The 17,117-nt window shown below is 59.7% G+C and carries 18 protein-coding genes; 11 read left to right on the top strand and 7 right to left on the bottom strand.

Annotated elements, in window-relative coordinates:
- The first annotated feature begins 110 nt into the window (after positions 1–110).
- The 7 genes from J1G18_RS24115 to J1G18_RS24085 all read left to right on the top strand — a co-directional run bounded on the left by J1G18_RS24115 (position 111) and on the right by J1G18_RS24085 (position 5,922).
- Positions 111–1,775, top strand: coding sequence for an OFA family MFS transporter (locus tag J1G18_RS24115; RefSeq protein ID WP_223008806.1), 1,665 nt, complete (start codon positions 111–113; stop codon positions 1,773–1,775).
- A gap of 265 nt (positions 1,776–2,040) precedes the next feature.
- A complete protein-coding gene (hisB, locus tag J1G18_RS24110) occupies positions 2,041–2,634 on the top strand; it encodes an imidazoleglycerol-phosphate dehydratase HisB (RefSeq protein WP_007909204.1) in 594 nt (197 codons plus the stop codon).
- Positions 2,634–3,272, top strand: coding sequence for an imidazole glycerol phosphate synthase subunit HisH (gene hisH / locus J1G18_RS24105; RefSeq protein ID WP_027611254.1), 639 nt, complete (start codon positions 2,634–2,636; stop codon positions 3,270–3,272). The genes hisB and hisH overlap by 1 nt, the downstream gene beginning before the upstream one ends.
- Complete coding sequence (locus J1G18_RS24100; protein WP_003220751.1) at positions 3,273–3,533, top strand: DUF2164 domain-containing protein; 261 nt, start codon at positions 3,273–3,275, stop codon at positions 3,531–3,533. It abuts the gene before it with no gap.
- A 42-nt stretch (positions 3,534–3,575) separates the two neighbouring features.
- On the top strand, positions 3,576–4,313 hold the full coding sequence (gene hisA / locus J1G18_RS24095; protein WP_096796693.1) for a 1-(5-phosphoribosyl)-5-[(5-phosphoribosylamino)methylideneamino]imidazole-4-carboxamide isomerase: 738 nt from the start codon (positions 3,576–3,578) through the stop codon (positions 4,311–4,313).
- 9 nt (positions 4,314–4,322) lie between these two features.
- On the top strand, positions 4,323–5,093 hold the full coding sequence (gene hisF / locus J1G18_RS24090) for an imidazole glycerol phosphate synthase subunit HisF (RefSeq protein ID WP_007909211.1): 771 nt from the start codon (positions 4,323–4,325) through the stop codon (positions 5,091–5,093).
- Positions 5,094–5,166: 73 nt separating this feature from the next.
- Positions 5,167–5,922 (top strand): substrate-binding periplasmic protein, encoded by a 756-nt coding sequence (locus J1G18_RS24085; protein WP_223008804.1) that lies wholly within the window; start codon positions 5,167–5,169, stop codon positions 5,920–5,922.
- Here J1G18_RS24085 and J1G18_RS24080 read toward each other — a convergent pair.
- From J1G18_RS24080 to gpmI, 6 genes are all read right to left on the bottom strand, one after another.
- Positions 5,903–7,207, bottom strand: coding sequence for a Vps62-related protein (locus tag J1G18_RS24080; protein ID WP_223008801.1), 1,305 nt, complete (start codon positions 7,205–7,207; stop codon positions 5,903–5,905). The two genes, J1G18_RS24085 and J1G18_RS24080, sit on opposite strands and share 20 nt — an antisense overlap.
- 207 nt (positions 7,208–7,414) lie before the next feature.
- Positions 7,415–8,893 carry a serine protease gene (locus tag J1G18_RS24075; protein WP_223008799.1) on the bottom strand — a complete coding sequence of 493 codons (1,479 nt, stop codon included), beginning with the start codon at positions 8,891–8,893 and terminating at the stop codon, positions 7,415–7,417.
- A gap of 130 nt (positions 8,894–9,023) precedes the next feature.
- On the bottom strand, positions 9,024–9,800 hold the full coding sequence (locus J1G18_RS24070; RefSeq protein WP_098966753.1) for a divergent polysaccharide deacetylase family protein: 777 nt from the start codon (positions 9,798–9,800) through the stop codon (positions 9,024–9,026).
- Between the two features lie 2 nt (positions 9,801–9,802).
- On the bottom strand, positions 9,803–11,122 hold the full coding sequence (locus J1G18_RS24065) for a S41 family peptidase (RefSeq protein WP_047600888.1): 1,320 nt from the start codon (positions 11,120–11,122) through the stop codon (positions 9,803–9,805).
- 31 nt (positions 11,123–11,153) lie between these two features.
- Complete coding sequence (locus J1G18_RS24060; protein ID WP_134785220.1) at positions 11,154–12,440, bottom strand: murein hydrolase activator EnvC family protein; 1,287 nt, start codon at positions 12,438–12,440, stop codon at positions 11,154–11,156.
- A gap of 252 nt (positions 12,441–12,692) precedes the next feature.
- Positions 12,693–14,219: a 2,3-bisphosphoglycerate-independent phosphoglycerate mutase gene (gene gpmI, locus J1G18_RS24055; RefSeq protein ID WP_098966757.1), complete on the bottom strand. Its 1,527-nt coding sequence runs from the start codon at positions 14,217–14,219 to the stop codon at positions 12,693–12,695.
- Positions 14,220–14,373: 154 nt separating this feature from the next.
- Here gpmI and J1G18_RS24050 point away from each other — a divergent pair, with 154 nt between their 5' ends.
- Genes J1G18_RS24050 through secB form a run of 3 tightly spaced genes read left to right on the top strand, consistent with a single transcriptional unit; the run spans position 14,374 to position 15,586 of the window.
- Complete coding sequence (locus tag J1G18_RS24050; RefSeq protein ID WP_007961724.1) at positions 14,374–14,787, top strand: rhodanese-like domain-containing protein; 414 nt, start codon at positions 14,374–14,376, stop codon at positions 14,785–14,787.
- Between the two features lies 1 nt (position 14,788).
- Entirely contained in the window at positions 14,789–15,043 is a 255-nt protein-coding gene (gene grxC, locus J1G18_RS24045; protein WP_098966759.1) for a glutaredoxin 3, read from the top strand.
- A gap of 57 nt (positions 15,044–15,100) precedes the next feature.
- On the top strand, positions 15,101–15,586 hold the full coding sequence (gene secB, locus J1G18_RS24040) for a protein-export chaperone SecB (RefSeq protein ID WP_027611264.1): 486 nt from the start codon (positions 15,101–15,103) through the stop codon (positions 15,584–15,586).
- A gap of 130 nt (positions 15,587–15,716) precedes the next feature.
- On the opposite strand, the gene J1G18_RS24035 is transcribed toward secB, so the two are convergent.
- Positions 15,717–16,172, bottom strand: coding sequence for a tRNA (cytidine(34)-2'-O)-methyltransferase (locus tag J1G18_RS24035; RefSeq protein WP_003220777.1), 456 nt, complete (start codon positions 16,170–16,172; stop codon positions 15,717–15,719).
- Here J1G18_RS24035 and J1G18_RS24030 point away from each other — a divergent pair.
- Entirely contained in the window at positions 16,171–16,611 is a 441-nt protein-coding gene (locus J1G18_RS24030; RefSeq protein WP_098966760.1) for a hypothetical protein, read from the top strand. The genes J1G18_RS24035 and J1G18_RS24030 overlap by 2 nt on opposite strands.
- The last annotated feature ends 506 nt before the right edge of the window (positions 16,612–17,117 follow it).

Raw genomic sequence — 17,117 nt, 5'->3', positions numbered from 1 at the left:
AACGTCGCGCCTTCAAGGAGCTTCACCTGAAAAAACGGTCATGCCTGCGTGCATAAAGGCCGAGGGTGAGCAGTGGCTGGCGAACCATACTAATAATTGGGGGATACACAATGAGCACGCGCATCACGGCGGACGGCCTGCGCGCCGACCAGCCTGCGTTCCTGTCCAAGGAACGCATCATCGCCAAGCCCGGTTTCAACCGTTGGCTGGTTCCACCGGCCGCTCTGGCCATCCACCTGTGCATCGGCATGGCCTACGGCTTCTCGGTGTTCTGGTTGCCGCTGTCCAAGGCGCTGGGCGTCACCGCGCCTTTGGCTTGCGCGCCGGACATGAGCTTCATCGCTCAGGTCTTCTCTTCGCAATGCGACTGGCCGATCTCCATGCTCGGCTGGATCTACACCCTGTTCTTCATCTTCCTCGGTTGCTCGGCAGCGATCTGGGGTGGCTGGCTGGAACACGCCGGGCCACGCAAGGCCGGTGTGGTATCGGCACTGTGCTGGTGCGGCGGTCTGCTGATCTCTGCACTGGGTATCTACACCCACCAGATCTGGCTGATGTGGATCGGCTCCGGGGTGATCGGCGGTATCGGTCTGGGCCTGGGCTACATTTCGCCGGTCTCGACCCTGATCAAGTGGTTCCCGGACAAGCGCGGCATGGCGACCGGCATGGCGATCATGGGCTTCGGTGGCGGCGCGATGGTCGGTGCACCGTTGGCCACTGCGCTGATGAGCCACTTCGCTTCGCCTGCCGGTGTCGGCGTCTGGCAAAGCTTCGTGGCCATGGCTGCGATCTACTTCGTGTTCATGATCGGTGGCGCCCTGGCTTACCGCGTGCCGCCAACCGGCTGGAAGCCTGAAGGCTGGACCGCTCCAGCGAAGAAAGCTTCGAACGCGATGATCACCCACCGTCACGTGCACGTGAATGTGGCGTGGAAAACCCCGCAGTTCCGTCTGGTGTGGCTGGTGCTGTGCCTGAACGTATCCGCCGGTATCGGCATTCTCGGCATGGCTTCGCCACTGCTGCAGGAAGTGTTCGGCGGCAAGTTGCTGGGCGTTGACGTGCCGTTCGGTCAACTGGATGCCGGGCAACTGGCTTCGATCGCCGCGATCGCTGCCGGCTTCACCGGTCTGCTGAGCCTGTTCAACATCGGTGGCCGCTTCTTCTGGGCTTCGTTCTCGGACTACCTGGGTCGCAAAAACACTTACTTCGTGTTCTTCGCCCTCGGTTTTGCCCTGTACGCGCTGATCCCGAACATGGGTCATCTGGGCAACGTTGCGCTGTTCGTGGCGGCGTTCTGCATCATCCTGTCGATGTACGGCGGTGGTTTTGCGACCGTTCCAGCGTATCTGGCCGACCTGTTCGGCACGCAAATGGTCGGTGCAATCCACGGTCGTCTGCTGACTGCCTGGGCCGCCGCCGGCGTGCTCGGCCCGGTGCTGGTGAACTACCTGCGTGAGTATCAGTTGAGCATCGGCGTTGAACGCGCTGCCGCTTACGACATCACCCTGTACATCCTCGCCGGCCTGCTGGTGCTGGGTTTCCTGTGCAACCTGCTGGTGCGTCCGGTGGCCGACAAGTACTTCATGACCGACGCCGAACTGGCCGCCGAACAGGCGCTGGGCCACGACAAAGGGGCTGATGCCAGCACCGTACTGGAGTGGAAAGCCGCACCGGGCAGCAAGCCGCTGGCAATTGCTGCATGGCTGGCGGTGGGTATTCCGTTGGCGTGGGGCGTGTGGGTGACCCTGCAGAAGACGGCGGTACTGTTTCACTAAGTAAAAACGTAATACCCCTGTAGGAGTGAGCCCTGCTCGCGATAGCGGTCTGACAGTCGACAGAAATGTTGACTGTGAGGCCCTCATCGCGAGCAGGCTCACTCCTACAGTTGTTTTGGGGTGCCTGTAATGGCTTGTATGGACATGTCTACCCGCGACAGCCGGGCGTTCTATCCGTCAGCCATCTCACGTCGCGTGTTTCTGTTTCGGCCCCGCGTGCCTATAATGGCTGCCTTTTTCGCCCAATGATTTTGCGGAGCTGGTGATGGCCGAACGTAAGGCGTCTGTCGAGCGCGACACTCTGGAAACCCAGATCAAAGCCTCGATCAACCTTGATGGCACCGGAAAGGCCCGATTCGATATCGGTGTTCCTTTTCTTGAGCACATGCTGGATCAGATCGCCCGTCACGGGTTGATCGACCTGGATATTGAATGCAAGGGCGATCTGCATATCGACGACCACCATACCGTGGAAGACGTCGGTATCACCCTCGGCCAGGCCTTCGCCAAAGCCATCGGCGACAAGAAAGGCATCCGTCGCTACGGTCATGCTTACGTGCCGCTCGATGAAGCGCTGTCGCGCGTAGTGATCGACTTCTCCGGCCGTCCAGGCCTGCAGATGCACGTGCCCTACACCCGCGCCACCGTGGGCGGCTTCGACGTCGACCTGTTCCAGGAATTCTTCCAGGGCTTCGTCAACCACGCACTGGTCAGCCTGCACATCGACAACCTGCGTGGCACCAACACCCACCACCAGATCGAAACCGTGTTCAAGGCTTTCGGCCGCGCGCTGCGCATGGCCGTCGAGCTGGATGAGCGCATGGCCGGGCAAATGCCATCGACCAAAGGCGTCCTGTAATGCAGACGGTTGCAGTTATCGACTACGGCATGGGCAACCTGCACTCGGTGGCCAAGGCCCTCGAGCACGTCGGCGCCGGCAAGGTGCTGATCACCAGCGATGCCGACGTGATCCGCGAAGCCGACCGCGTGGTGTTCCCCGGCGTTGGTGCGATTCGCGATTGCATGGCGGAGATCCGTCGTCTCGGTTTCGACGCGCTGGTGCGTGAAGTCAGCCAGGATCGTCCGTTCCTCGGCATCTGCGTCGGCATGCAAGCCCTGCTCGACAGCAGCGAAGAGAACGACGGTGTCGACTGTATCGGCCTGTTCCCGGGCGCGGTGAAGTTCTTCGGCAAAGACCTGCATGAAGACGGCGAGCACCTGAAAGTCCCGCACATGGGCTGGAACGAAGTGCAGCAGAAGGTCAGTCACCCGCTGTGGCACGACATTCCGGACATGGCGCGCTTCTACTTCGTGCACAGCTACTACATCGCTGCCGCCAATGCGCGGCAGGTAGTCGGTAGTGGTCATTACGGGGTCGATTTCGCTGCCGCGCTGGCCGAAGGCTCGCGTTTCGCCGTGCAATTCCACCCGGAGAAGAGCCATACCCATGGCCTGCAATTGCTGCAGAACTTCGCCGCGTGGGACGGTCGCTGGTAAATGGCTGCCAAGAAGTCCAAACCGCCGATCCTGACCCTCACTCCCGAACAGGAGAACGAGGCCAACCGCAAGATCCAGCGGTTCATGGAGGATCGGTTCGAACTTGACCTGGGTTCGTTCGAGGCGGCGGAAATTCTTGAGTTGTTTACCCGCGAAATTGCTCCGCACTATTACAACAGGGCGATTTTCGATGTGCAGACCCACCTCAAAGAGCGGTTTGAAAGCATCGAAAGCGACCTGTGGGCGCTCGAGAAGAACTGATTTCCGAGCCAAGCTGAACATTCAAATTTGAAGGTTTGCCAGATGCTGATTATTCCCGCTATCGATCTTAAAGACGGTGCCTGCGTACGTCTGCGCCAGGGCCGCATGGAAGATTCCACAGTGTTCTCCGAGGACCCGGTGAGCATGGCTGCCAAGTGGGTGGAGGGCGGTTGCCGTCGTCTGCATCTGGTCGATCTGAACGGCGCATTCGAAGGCCAGCCGGTCAATGGCGAAGTGGTCACCGCAATCGCCAAGCGCTATCCGAACCTGCCGATCCAGATCGGTGGCGGTATCCGCTCGCTGGAAACCATCGAGCACTACGTCAAGGCGGGCGTCAGCTACGTGATCATCGGCACCAAAGCCGTTAAAGATCCGGCGTTCGTCGCTGAAGCCTGCCGCGCGTTCCCGGGCAAGATCATCGTTGGTCTGGATGCCAAAGACGGTTTCGTCGCCACCGACGGCTGGGCGGAAATCAGCACCGTGCAGGTCATCGATCTGGCCAAGCAGTTCGAAGCTGACGGTGTATCGTCGATCGTTTATACCGACATCGCCAAAGACGGCATGATGCAGGGCTGCAACGTACCGTTCACCGCTGCACTGGCGGCAGCGACGAAGATCCCGGTGATCGCGTCCGGCGGTATCCACAATCTGGGTGACATCAAGTCGCTGCTCGACGCCAAGGCGCCGGGCATCATCGGTGCAATCACTGGCCGGGCGATCTACGAAGGCACCCTCGACGTCGCCGAAGCGCAAGCTTTCTGCGATGCGTACCAAGGCTGAGGACTGACCATGGCGCTGGCCAAACGCATCATCCCTTGCCTGGACGTGGACAACGGCCGGGTCGTCAAAGGTGTGAAGTTCGAGAACATCCGCGATGCCGGTGACCCGGTGGAAATCGCCCGTCGTTATGACGAGCAGGGTGCCGACGAGATTACCTTTCTCGACATCACCGCCAGCGTCGATGGTCGCGACACCACACTGCATACCGTCGAGCGCATGGCCAGCCAGGTGTTCATCCCGCTGACCGTCGGCGGCGGCGTGCGCACCGTGCAGGACATTCGCAACCTGCTCAATGCCGGTGCGGACAAGGTTTCGATCAACACCGCAGCGGTGTTCAATCCGGAGTTTGTTGGCGAAGCGGCGCAGCATTTCGGCTCGCAGTGCATCGTCGTCGCCATCGACGCGAAGAAAGTCTCCGGCCCGGGCGAAACCCCGCGCTGGGAAATCTTCACCCACGGCGGGCGCAAGCCAACCGGCCTCGATGCAGTCGAGTGGGCGAAGAAGATGGAAGGCCTGGGTGCCGGCGAGATCCTGCTGACCAGCATGGATCAGGACGGCATGAAAAACGGCTTCGACCTCGGCGTGACCCGCGCGATCAGCGATGCGCTGGGCATTCCGGTGATCGCTTCCGGCGGCGTCGGCAACCTGCAGCATCTGGCCGACGGCATCCTTGAAGGCCACGCCAGCGCGGTACTGGCGGCGAGTATTTTCCACTTCGGCGAATACACTGTGCAGGAAGCGAAAGCGTATATGGCCAAACGCGGCATCGTGATGCGCTAAACCGTACAGGCCAGTGGACAGCATGGCGTACCCAAGGCACTCTTGGGCACGCCATGGATTCCGGTAGCCCGACATGATCAAACGCCTGCTTCTTGTTCTCGCCAGTGCCTCTGTGTTGCTGCTCAGCACGGCGCGGGCCGAAAACAGTCCCGACACCGATCTGGTGCTCCTCACCGAAAACTTTCCGCCCTACAACATGGCGAAAGACGGCAAGAATTTCGCCAAGGGCGAGAACATCAACGGCATTGCCGCCGACATCGTGCGCGAAATGTTCAAGCGCGCCGGGCTCACCTATAGCCTGACGCTGCGCTTCCCATGGGAGCGCGTCTACAAACTGGCGCTGGAAAACCCCGGTTACGGTGCCTTCGTGATGGCCCGCCTGCCGGACCGCGAAAACCTGTTCAAATGGGTCGGCCCGATCGGTCCGGACGACTGGATCATGTTGGCCAGGGCCGACAGCAAAATCACCCTCGACACCCTCAACGATGCGCGCAAATACAGGATCGGTGCCTACAAAGGCGATGCGATTGCCGAGACGCTGGCCAAGCAGGGCTTGCAGCCTATGGTCGTACTGCGCGATCAGGACAACGCGAAAAAACTGGTCAACGGCCAGATCGACCTGTGGGCCACGGGTGATCCTGCCGGGCGTTATCTGGCGCGGCAGGACGGGGTCACTGGGCTCAAGACCGTGTTGCGCTTCAACAGCGCCGAGTTATATCTGGCGCTGAACAAGGATGTGTCGGACGCAACGGTCGCCAGGCTGCAGGCGGCGTTGGATCAGATGCGCAAGGACGGGGTTGTCGACGAGATCATGGGGCGCTATCTGTAGTCGTCGGTAACGACTGGTCCGCTGCGTCGTGGGTGCATTCTTGCGGCGGATACTGCAGCAGACTCAGGTTATCGTTCTGGGTGTAAGCCAGATTGATCCCCGCTTGCGAGCCGTCAGCACGACGCAGCTCGTAGAAACTCTCCAACTGATAAACCGCGACAAATTTGCCTTTGCCGGCCATCGCGATCACATGGGTAACAAATGAAGTCTGCCAGCCACTGGTTGACGTCTCGCTGTGAGTGAACTGGCTGTCCAGTCTTGCCGAAAATGGGAGTGACGCAGGAGCGTCTGCCTTCGTTGCCCACGGGTTCACAAAACTGATCGCGGTAAGTTGAGTGAACAGACGCAACGTTTTCGGATTCTGCAGCCGCTGTGCAGTCCACTTGAAAGCCCGTGCCTCCTCGCCCGTGTTGTGTCCGCTCCCAACCAGATAGTACTGGTCGGTTCTTTCCAGGCGATAAAACGGCGTGGTGCGCAATTGATCAATTGGCGACAAGTCATCCTTGACCACGAACCATGGCAGCTCGATGACTTGGGCGAGGGTGGCCGCTCCCTTGGTTTCGGGGGCATCCGCTGCCAAGAGCATCGGCAGCTGTGGCGATGACTGGATCAGTGGCGCGATCTGCATCCGTAGTGAATAGGCACCGACATTGCTCTCTGGCCGGTTGAAACTGCTTGCCCCAACAAAGGTGCCTGGTGCGAAATGAATCTCTCCCGGCGGCGCATTCGTCGGTGTGACGCTCCAGGCGCTGAAACTCTGTCTGGCACCGCTGCCCCTGTCATTCCAGATCAGTTCGCCAACGTCCGAGGCGATCACCAGATCGGCCCGTACACAGCGAACCGCGTTGAGTGAAGGTTTTTCGTGATCATTGGAGCAGACCGCGCCCATGGCCACATAACCTTGCGGGGCGATCGGTCGCCATACGGCACCGTCTTTCTTTGAGCCTGAGCCGGAATCTTTCCAGATCAGTTCGAAATCCTCCGGGCGCCTTAATGCCGGGCCTCTGGCCGGATCTGCACTGGGTGCATCGGCTTCACAAACCACAGCTACCACGGTGCTGCCGTTAATGTTGTCGTGCCCGGCGACGAACACGTCGCCGAGCGGGAAATAGCCCGGCAATACATCCGGCGCCGGAGTCGGGCGCCAGAAGGCCGCGGGTTTAGCCCGTGAGCCGGTGCTGTCCCAGATCCGGTGAAATTCCGTGGTGAAATGGATCAGCAGATTGTCGTGTCGGATCGGCGCGATTTGCCTGGATGGCGCTGCGGCCTGGTCATGAATGGTCATGGTCACTCCTGATAGTTGAACGGCGACTCGAGGGAGTCGCGACCCGTTGCAGGTCTCACTATCGGTAATCGCAACCGGTCTCTGGCGGTAACTATGTATGACGTCGTGACCAGTTATTTCCAAAAAAACCGTTCCTTGCCATGGGCAGCCTTGCGCTCCTGTTTTGCCTATTGATGCAGAAGCACAAGGCCGACGTCACTGATCAGCTCAGGGGGCGCTGTTTTCGAGCGCTTCCCATTCCAGGATGTATTCCTTCAATTCTGAGCGCTGATTGTTGGGGTCGACAGCGTAAACGCAGAGTTTGAGGGGGAAGTTGCTTTGCGGACGTAGCCAATTGGAGGTCACATGCCTATAACCCTGTGGGTCTTCGCAACTGACTTTTTCAGCAAGGCCGCCTTTTACCTCGTATCGATCAAGACCCTCGTTCTTGCGTTCCGGCCACAGAATCAGCGCCCTGTTTATCTCTTTGTTAAACGAAGTCTCTATGGTCGGAACAGGCGTCGGGCCCGCCTCAACCAGATAAGTGGGAACAGTGACGGCATTGCGATAAGTGCCTGCGGGTAATATGTCCTCAGTACTGTTTGTGGCGATGATGCAAAGGTTGCTAGGCCCGGTTTCAGGTCCCATCGGAACATTTAATCGAGTCGGCGCAGTGCCGGTGGTGATTGGCTGGCTGTAGTCTTGCGGAACTTCGCATTCGACCGGGTCCGACGTGCGTTTGGTCCGGATAAACCGGGTGCTGGCGGTTATTTCAAAGTTCCATTCTGGATAAACGTAGTTGCCCTGAGCGTTTACGCTGATCTTTGCATGCGTTGGCAGTCGGGCAGGCAGTCTGATAGAGGCTGCCGGAAATAATTCGCACACCTGCGGATCCGTATTGAGTTTGCCATCGATAAAGCAGTTGTTGAAAACCGAGGTGGGACTGCCGTAACTGCCGCTCGGCATCTGACCGTATCCAGGCAGCGGCGTCAGATGGTGAGCCAAGGTCCCAAGGACGCCATAGACCTCGTTGGTCGCTCGAACGATGACCGGACTCCCCGAGCTTCCGGAAGCAATATCTTTGCATTGGTTGCTGACGGTATGCCGCCAAACCCAGGGCTTTTCGAAAATCGCCGGGGAGGGCATGTGGGTGCAGGCTGACATTTGTAATGGAGCACCAACGGGTTTGTGCACAATCAGAATGTCGCTATCTTCTGCCGGCGCCTGCCGGGTCAGTTTCATGGGCGTGATGCCCTGTGCCAGAAGTTCGCCCTGTGATACTCCAAGCTCCAACAGAGCCAGGTCGACACCCTGAATACTGCTCCAGGCTACTTTCTTCAGAGGCACAGTCCTGGAGGCAGCAGTCGTATCGATGAAGTTGTTGAAGGTAATGCTGGCTTCGATAGGGTCATCCATTCGCATGACCCCGTTTTCCTTGCCCACGCAGTGCGCACTGGTCAATGCATAGGCGGAATCAGAGGGGCGAGAGCTGTTTGTGTCGATCAGGAAGGCGGTGCAGGAACCGTGCTCGCGGCTTTTGTACTCGCCGATTCCCATCCAGTGGTTATTTTCGCCATCTTTGTTAGTCAGGTGTTGCGACGGTGAGAAGTTTTCAGCGCCCTTGCCGTAATCGACAGGGCTGGAACAGGCAGGAAGTGAGAAGGCAGTCAGTAATAAAAAGCTTGGGTGGATATATTTAAAGTTCATGGCCAGTCCTTGGCTAATATATGGGTGCAAGACTGGCGCAGAATAAGACAGTTAGGTTTGAGTCGGTTCTATAAGTTATTGCTGCTTATTTTGGACGTAGAGGCTTATGAGAATTTAATCAGTTGATAGCTTAACGATAAATTCCATTTTTCCCGTGTGCAGCTGTCGCTTTGTTACTCCGCACGCTGATCATCTGCTTGATATCGATCCACTCGATGCCTTGCGCCTTGAGCTTCGGCAATTCACGTTCCAGCACCGCCAGCGTCTGCGGGTAAGGGTGGCCGATCATCACTGCCGAGCCCTGCTTGCGGGCCAGGCTGATCGCCGTCTGCAGCTGGTTGAAAATGGCGGCTTCGGTGCGTTCGTCATCGAGAAACACATCGCGCGAAACACTCGCCAGATCGATCTTCTGTGCTTGCTGCGCCGCCACGGTCTGCGCGCTGGTGCGGCTGTCGACGAAGAACTTGTGCCGACGCTGCAACTCACCCATCAGCCACGCCATCGCCACCGGCTGGGCGGTCATGCGACTGCCCATGTGGTTGTTGATGCCCGCGGTGTAAGGGACCATTTTGAACGCGGCGTCGAGGCGCTTTTGCAGCTCTTCGAGCGGCAGTTCGGGGTGCCAGGCGTACGGACCGGTGGCCGGATCCATCGGCATGTGCAGGATCACGATCTTGCCGGCGCGATGGGCTTCGCGGGCGAATTCGGTGGCGTGCGGGGTGTCGGGCATGATCGCCGTGGTCACCGGGCCGGGCAGGGCCAGCACACGGCGATCCCGGGGCAGGTTCTGCCCCAGGTCGTCGATGATCAGCGTCAGGTAGGCTTTTGGCGGTGGCGTCCTGGCGGGTTCTGCGTGAGCAGCACCCGCCAGACAGCACAGCAGGACGAAGAGCAAACGCAAAGACATCCTCAACGGCCGGACGTGATGCTCAAGCCCTTAAGCAGGCTCAGGGCCTGGGCCAACTGGTAATCGTCATCCTGCGGCATGGCCTTGGCCTTGGCGCCGGAACCGGTCGGCTTGTCTGCGCCGCCGTTGCCGTTGCCCAAGTGACCTTGCAGGTCGGCTTCCTTGAAGTAATCGCCGTCCGCTTCGTTGGTGATCTTGGCCTTGCGCACTTCGATGTCCGGGACGATGCCCTGGGCCTGGATCGAGCGGCCGTTCGGCGTGAAGTACAGTGCCGTGGTGATCTTCAGCGCGCGGTCGTTGTTCAGCGGCAGCACGGTTTGCACCGAGCCTTTGCCGAAACTGGTGGTGCCCATGACTACCGCGCGTTTCTGATCCTGCAGGGCGCCGGCGACGATTTCCGAAGCCGAGGCGCTGCCACCGTTGATCAGCACGACCATCGGCACCGCTTCGCTTTCGTCTTTGCCGGTGGCGGAGAAGCGCAGTTCGGAGTTGGCGATCCGGCCTTTGGTGTAGACGATCAGGCCTTTCTTGATGAAGTGGTCGACCACTTCCACTGCCGCCTGCAACACGCCGCCCGGGTTGTTGCGCAGGTCGAGGATGATGCCGTTGAGCTTTTTGCCGTTGTCCTTGCGCAGCTTGGCCAGGGCCTTGGAGACCTCTTCGCCGGTCTTGACCTGGAACTGGGTGATGCGGATGTAGCCGTAGCCCGATTCCAGCAGCTGCGCCTTGACGCTCTTCACCTGAATCACGGCGCGGGCCAGGGTCACGTCGAACGGCGTGCCACCGTCGCGCACCAGGGTCAGGGTGATTTTCTGACCGATCTTGCCGCGCATCTTGTCCACGGCTTCGGTCATGGTCTGGCCGCGAGTTGGCGCACCGTTGATCTTGACGATGAAGTCACCGGCCTGGATGCCAGCCTTCGACGCCGGGGTGTCGTCGATCGGCGAGACGACCTTGATGAAACCGTCTTCGGAGCCGACTTCGATGCCCAGGCCGCCGAATTCGCCGCTGGTGCTTTCCTGCAGTTCGGTGAAGTCTTCAGGGCCGAGATACGCGGAGTGCGGATCGAGGTTGCTGAGCATGCCCTTGATCGCGTTTTCCAGCAGGGTCTTGTCATCCACCGGCTCGACATACGCCGCCTTGATCCGGTCCATGACCTCGGCAAAGGTGCGCAACTCTTCCAGCGGCAACGGGGCCTTGGCGGTCGCGGCAGTGCCTGCCGGAGCGACGGCCGGGGCCGGTTGAGCGGCGAACGCCAGAGGCGCGCCGATCACCAGGGCGATCGTCAGGGCCAGCGAGGTAAGGCGGGACAAATGCAGCATGTCGAACGAACTCCTGAATTAGGCGACGCGCTTATCCTTGCGCGTGGCACCATTGCGCCGGATCACTCGGGTGACCCTGCTGACGAATTGCGAAATACAGCGCTGGTGTGTCCTGACCGCCACTGTTACCCACAGTGGAGATCGACTCACCGGCTTTTACCACGTCACCGGCCGACTTGAGCAGTGTCTGGTTGTGACCGTAAAGACTCAGATAACCATTGCCGTGATCAAGGATCACCAGCAGCCCGGCGCCACGCAACCAGTCGGCGAACACCACACGCCCGCCATGCACGGCATGCACTTGGCTGCCGGCAGCGGCGCTGATCATCACGCCATCCCACTTGGTGCGGGCATCGTCGCCACGGCTTTCGCCGAAGCGTGCCAGCAATCGACCATCAACCGGCCACGGAAGTTTTCCCCGGGTTGCAGCAAAAGGGCCACCGAAGGTCTCACCGCTGCTGGACACCAGCGCGCCGGGGGTTGATTTGACGGTTTTTCGTGGGGCGTCGCTGTTTTCAGCCTGCGCCTCACGCAAACGCTTTTTTTCCGCTTCCTGCTGGGCGATCAGCGCTTTCTGCCGCGCTTCTTCTGCCTCACGGGCCTGACGGGCCAGGGTTTCTTCAATGGTTTTAAGGACTTTAGACAGGTCTGCCTGATCCTGCTCGCGGGCGGCCAGTTTCTGGTCGCGGGCTTTCACGTCATCGTTGAGCTTGGCGAGGACTTGCTGGCGCTCCTTGCGGACTTTTTCCAGCTCGTCGCGCTGGCTGTCGAGGCTGCTTTTCTGTACCAGCAATTGCGCCTGCTGCATGGCGATGTCTTTTTCGACATTGGCCAGTTGGCGCAGGGTTTCGTTGAAGTTCTTCAACTGCTCCAGGCGGGCCTGGCTCAGGTAATCGTAATAGGTGAGGGTGCGGGCGAATTTCTCGGGATTCTGCTGGTTGAGCAGCAGCTTGAGGTATTCCTGACGGCCATTCTGGTAGGCCGCGCGGGCCTGGATGGCGATCAGTCGCTGCTGTTCAGTGCGCGCGCTCTGGAGTTTTTTTTTCTCCGCATCGAGTCGCTGCAGCTCGGATTCGCTTTTCTTCAGCTCTTTCTGCAGGGCGTCGACCTGCTTCTCGAGCTTGCCCATCTCGGTTTCGGTGCCCTTGAGCTCTTTCTGCACACCGGATTTTTCTTCCTGCAGCTTGCCCAGCAGCTTTTTCAGCTCGGCAATGTCCTGACGCGTGGCATCCAACTGCTGTTGGGTTTGCGCGCGCTCGTCAGCGAAGGCCGGTTGGAGCAGGCAGGTCAGAGCGAGGGCGATCAGGACGCGGAGCATAGAGGCGGGCGGCACCAGGGTAATGGACGGCCTAGTATGCCCGCCCGAGGCTGCAAAAAAAACGCCCAATTGGGCTTGTGTGATAACTGGCTGGAGATACAGCTGAAAATAATCTTTGAAGCCACCATAAACAAATGTAGGAGTGAGCCTGCTCGCGATGGTGTTCTCACATTCAACAGAGTAGTCGACTGTCAGATTGCTATCGCGAGCAGGCTCACTCCTACAGGGTTTTGCGGCGTTTTATGGATTCGTTCAGACCAGAATCGAGGTACCAGTCATTTCCGCCGGTTTCTCCAGACCCAACAGCATCAGCATGGTCGGTGCCACGTCCGCCAGTACGCCGCCTTCACGGACCGTGAGGTCACGCTTGCCGACATAAATGAACGGCACCGGCTCGGTGGTGTGCGCGGTGTGCGCCTGGTGGGTTTCTTCATCGGCCATTTTTTCGACGTTGCCGTGGTCGGCGGTGATCAACGCTTCGCCGCCAACCTTTTCCAGCGCCTCGACGATGCGTCCGACGCAGGTGTCCAGGCATTCCACGGCTTTTACCGCAGCGTCGAACACGCCGCTGTGGCCGACCATGTCGCCGTTGGCGTAGTTGACCACGATCACGTCGTAACGCTGATGCTCGATGGCGTCGACGATGCGGTCGGTGACCTCGGGTGCACTCATTTCCGGTTGCAGGTCGTAGGTGGCGACTTTCGGCGACGGGATCAGGATGCGCTCTTCACCCGGGAACGGCTCTTCGCGGCCGCCAGAGAAGAAGAAGGTCACGTGCGCGTATTTTTCGGTTTCGGCGATGCGCAGCTGAGTCTTGCCGTTTTTTGCCAGGTAGTCGCCAAGCACGTTTTCCAGGCTGCCCGGAGCAAAGGCTGCAGGGGCTGGAATGCTGGCGGCGTATTGGGTCAAGCCCACGTACTGCACTTTTGGCTGGCGCGCGCGCTCGAATTCCTTGAAATCGTCTTCGACAAATACTCGGCTCAGCTCGCGGGCACGATCGGCGCGGAAGTTCATGAACACCACGGCGTCGCCGTCTTCGACCTTGACCGGCTCGCCGATGGTGGTGGCTTTGACGAATTCGTCGCTCTCGCCACGGGCGTAGGCGGCGTCGAGGCCTTCCTGAGCGGTGGCGGCGTTGAATTCGGCGTTGCCGTCGACGATCAGGTTGTAGGCCTGAGATACGCGGTCCCAACGGTTGTCACGGTCCATCGCGAAGTAGCGACCGATGAGGCTGGCGATGCGGCCCTTGCCGAGCGCCTGGAAGGTCGCGTCGAGCAGTTCGATTGACGACGCGGCGCTTTTCGGTGGCGTGTCGCGACCGTCGAGGAAGGCGTGCAGGTAGATTTTCTCGGCGCCGCGCTTGAAGGCCAGTTCGGCCATGGCGATCAGGTGATCCTGGTGGCTGTGCACGCCGCCATCGGACAGCAGACCCATGAAATGCACGGCTTTGCCGGCGGCCACGGCTTTATCCACGGCAGCGCAGATGGTCGGGTTGTCGAAGAACTCACCGTCGCGGATCGCTTTGGTCACGCGAGTGAAGTCCTGATACACCACGCGCCCGGCGCCGAGGTTCATGTGGCCGACTTCGGAGTTGCCCATCTGGCCGTCCGGCAGGCCGACGTCCATGCCGCTGCCCGAGATCAGGCCGTTCGGCACCGTGGCCCACAGACGATCGAGCACAGGCTTCTTCGCCGCATACACGGCATTGGATTCGTGGCTGTCACTGTGACCGAAGCCGTCGAGAATCATCAGGACCAAAGGTTTAGGCGTGGTAGTCATGGAATCCACTCGTGGCTAATAAAGAAGAGGGCGATGGAAAAGGGAGTGGCGAGTTTAATGCTTAGTTCCGACCACGTCACCGCCGGACGGGGTTTGGCCCACCATAGTGGCTGTGTATACTGGCCGACATTTTAACGCCCTGGAACCTCCTTCGATGGTTGCTCACCTGATTGAATTTGCCACTAACCACTACATTCTTGTCGGTATCTTCGTCGTACTGCTGGCTCTGCTGCTGGCGCACACGATGCAGGGCGGCGGTAAAAGCCTGAGCACCGGCGAACTGACCGCACTGGTCAACAAGGACGCAGGCGTGGTGGTGGACATCCGTCCGGCGAAAGATTACGCCGCCGGCCATATCGTTGGCGCGATCAACATTCCTCAAGACAAGCTGGCTGCGCGTACCGGCGAGCTGGAAAAGCACAAGGCCAAGACCATCATTCTGGTCGACGCCCTGGGCCAGACCGCTGGCACCCACGCTCGCGAGCTGATGAAGTCCGGCTTCACTGCCGCCAAGCTGTCCGGCGGGATTTCCAGCTGGAAAGGCGACAACCTGCCGCTGGTGAAGTGATATGAGCGAAGTCATCGTCTACTCCAGCGATTACTGCCCTTATTGCGTGCGAGCCAAGCAATTGCTCGTGAACAAAGGTGTGGCCTTCGAAGAGATCAAGGTCGATGGCAAGCCGCAGATTCGTGCTGCCATGAGCCAGAAGGCCGGACGCACGTCCGTGCCGCAGATCTGGATCGGCGAAAAGCACATCGGCGGTTGTGATGATTTGTATGCCCTGGAGCGCGCCGGCAAGCTCGACGCGCTGCTCAAGGCCTGAACGGCTGCACCCACGTACAGCAATCCCTAAAAGACCCAAGATCAGAAAGGATCTGAGATGACTGACCAACAGAACACTGCAGCCAGCGAAGAAGAAACCGCACCGCAATTCTCCTTGCAGCGCATCTACGTACGCGATCTGTCCTTCGAAGCCCCGAAAAGCCCGGCGATCTTCCGCCAGCAGTGGGACCCGACCGTCGGCTTGGACCTGAACACTCGTCAGAAAGAGCTGGAAGGCGATTTCTACGAAGTCGTGTTGACCCTGTCCGTGACCGTGAAAAACGGCGACGAAGTGGCCTTCATCGCTGAAGTGCAACAGGCCGGTATCTTCCTGATCAAGAACCTCGATGCGGCTTCGATGAGCCATACTCTGGGTGCGTTCTGCCCGAACATCCTGTTCCCGTACGCTCGCGAAACCCTGGACAGCCTGGTGACCCGTGGTTCGTTCCCGGCCCTGATGCTGGCGCCGGTGAACTTCGACGCTCTGTACGCACAAGAACTGCAGCGCATGCAGGAAGCTGGCGAGACGCCGACCGTTCAGTAAGTATCTGAGCGACGACGCAAGTCCAATGTGGGAGCGGGCTTGCTCGCGAAAGCGCAGTGTCAGGCGACATCAATGTCATCTGATCCGACGCCTTCGCGAGCAAGCCCGCTCCCACATTTGTTATGTGCACTTATTTGAAGTCGTTCTGCCGCCACGCTTCGTACACGGCCACCGCCACGGTGTTGGACAGGTTCAGGCTGCGGCAGCCTTCACGCATCGGCAGACGCAGGCGCTGTTCGGCGGGCAGGGCGTCGAGCACTTCCGGCGGCAGGCCACGGCTTTCCGGGCCGAAGATGAACGCATCGCCCGGGACGAACGCGGCGTCGTGAAACGGCCGCGAGCCCTTGGTGGTGAACGCGAACAGCCGTGGGTTGCCGAGGCTTTCCAGGCAACTGGCGAGGTCGGCGTGGCGCTGCAACGTGGCATATTCGTGGTAGTCGAGACCGGCCCGGCGCAAGCGCTTGTCGTCCATCTCGAAACCCAGCGGTTCGATCAAATGCAGGTGGCAGCCGCTGTTGGCGCACAGCCTGATAACGTTGCCGGTGTTCGGCGGAATTTCTGGTTGAAAAAGGATGACGTGAAACATGCACGGCTCCGAAGGTAAAGATGACGCGCATTCTACGCCGCAAGCCGACCCGCGTTCGAAACTATTCCCGCGGGTGATCGGTTCGCTGGCGATTGTCGGCGTGATGGTCGGTTTGATGATCGGTCGCCTGACCACGCCGGACCCCAGCGTGCTGCAGCAGGTCGACGTGACCGGTGACGGCCTGGTGGTGTGGTTCAACAACGAACCGAAGCTGCACGGTGAAATCATCGATGGCACCGTGGCCCTGTTGTTTCAGGCAGAGGGCAAGGCGCAAAAGGGTCAGCTCAAGCTCAACGGCAAGGACGTGAACTGGCGAACGCGCGTGAGTGACGGTGGGTTGTTGCTGACGGTGCTGGCGGCGCGGCCGCTGCAAGGGGAGTGGGCCGGGAGCAAGGTCGATGACCGCTGGCGGCTGGAGATCCATCTCCGGGAGCAATAAAAGCGGGAATCCCCGGCCTGCCTGTACCAGGGTTCCCAAAACGGGGTGGACTTCGCTGAGAGCGTCGGTCCGGTGTAAAGAGGGAACCCCCGGCCTGCCTGTACCAAGGATCCCAAAAGGGTGGGTTCGCCGCGTTGCGGTTTGAACCCGGTGTAAAGAGGGGAATCCCCGGCCTGCCTGTACCAAGGTCCCCGAAACGGGTGGTGAATCGAATCACCTGTGAGGGTTATTGCAGGCGGCGTGCCAGTTTTAGTATTTGGAAACAGAAAAATCCCTCAAATGCACGAAAGCCCCGTAAATCGGGGCTTTCGAGTTTTTACTGGCCGGTTTTTTCAGTCTTGCCTGGATGGTTTTTGCACAGGTTGCGATGCCCGATCACGGGTCAAAGTGCATTAGGTTGGTGCACGGCGGGGCCACTGTGGGAGATTCTATGTTGCTCAGCAACCCTAGAATCTCAAACTGATCGGTATTCGCCCTGATTCTTCATCAGGGTGAATGCCACTCGG

The sequence above is a fragment of the Pseudomonas sp. MIS38 genome, assembly GCF_019891575.1.
Lineage (GTDB): Bacteria > Pseudomonadota > Gammaproteobacteria > Pseudomonadales > Pseudomonadaceae > Aquipseudomonas > Aquipseudomonas putida_A.
The sequence above is the reverse complement of the archived record's forward strand: the minus strand, read 5'-3'. Positions and strand labels throughout refer to the sequence as shown.

Coding starts and splice junctions, on each gene's coding strand:
- gpmI (WP_098966757.1), bottom strand. CDS start 14,219: ATGACTACCACGCCTAAACCTTTGGTCCTGATGATTCTCGACGGCTTC.
- hisB (WP_007909204.1), top strand. CDS start 2,041: ATGGCCGAACGTAAGGCGTCTGTCGAGCGCGACACTCTGGAAACCCAG.
- J1G18_RS24070 (WP_098966753.1), bottom strand. CDS start 9,800: ATGTCTTTGCGTTTGCTCTTCGTCCTGCTGTGCTGTCTGGCGGGTGCT.
- J1G18_RS24115 (WP_223008806.1), top strand. CDS start 111: ATGAGCACGCGCATCACGGCGGACGGCCTGCGCGCCGACCAGCCTGCG.
- J1G18_RS24030 (WP_098966760.1), top strand. CDS start 16,171: ATGCACGGCTCCGAAGGTAAAGATGACGCGCATTCTACGCCGCAAGCC.
- hisF (WP_007909211.1), top strand. CDS start 4,323: ATGGCGCTGGCCAAACGCATCATCCCTTGCCTGGACGTGGACAACGGC.
- J1G18_RS24085 (WP_223008804.1), top strand. CDS start 5,167: ATGATCAAACGCCTGCTTCTTGTTCTCGCCAGTGCCTCTGTGTTGCTG.
- J1G18_RS24075 (WP_223008799.1), bottom strand. CDS start 8,893: ATGAACTTTAAATATATCCACCCAAGCTTTTTATTACTGACTGCCTTC.
- grxC (WP_098966759.1), top strand. CDS start 14,789: ATGAGCGAAGTCATCGTCTACTCCAGCGATTACTGCCCTTATTGCGTG.
- J1G18_RS24080 (WP_223008801.1), bottom strand. CDS start 7,207: ATGACCATTCATGACCAGGCCGCAGCGCCATCCAGGCAAATCGCGCCG.
- secB (WP_027611264.1), top strand. CDS start 15,101: ATGACTGACCAACAGAACACTGCAGCCAGCGAAGAAGAAACCGCACCG.
- J1G18_RS24035 (WP_003220777.1), bottom strand. CDS start 16,172: ATGTTTCACGTCATCCTTTTTCAACCAGAAATTCCGCCGAACACCGGC.
- J1G18_RS24065 (WP_047600888.1), bottom strand. CDS start 11,122: ATGCTGCATTTGTCCCGCCTTACCTCGCTGGCCCTGACGATCGCCCTG.
- J1G18_RS24100 (WP_003220751.1), top strand. CDS start 3,273: ATGGCTGCCAAGAAGTCCAAACCGCCGATCCTGACCCTCACTCCCGAA.
- hisA (WP_096796693.1), top strand. CDS start 3,576: ATGCTGATTATTCCCGCTATCGATCTTAAAGACGGTGCCTGCGTACGT.
- J1G18_RS24060 (WP_134785220.1), bottom strand. CDS start 12,440: ATGCTCCGCGTCCTGATCGCCCTCGCTCTGACCTGCCTGCTCCAACCG.
- hisH (WP_027611254.1), top strand. CDS start 2,634: ATGCAGACGGTTGCAGTTATCGACTACGGCATGGGCAACCTGCACTCG.
- J1G18_RS24050 (WP_007961724.1), top strand. CDS start 14,374: ATGGTTGCTCACCTGATTGAATTTGCCACTAACCACTACATTCTTGTC.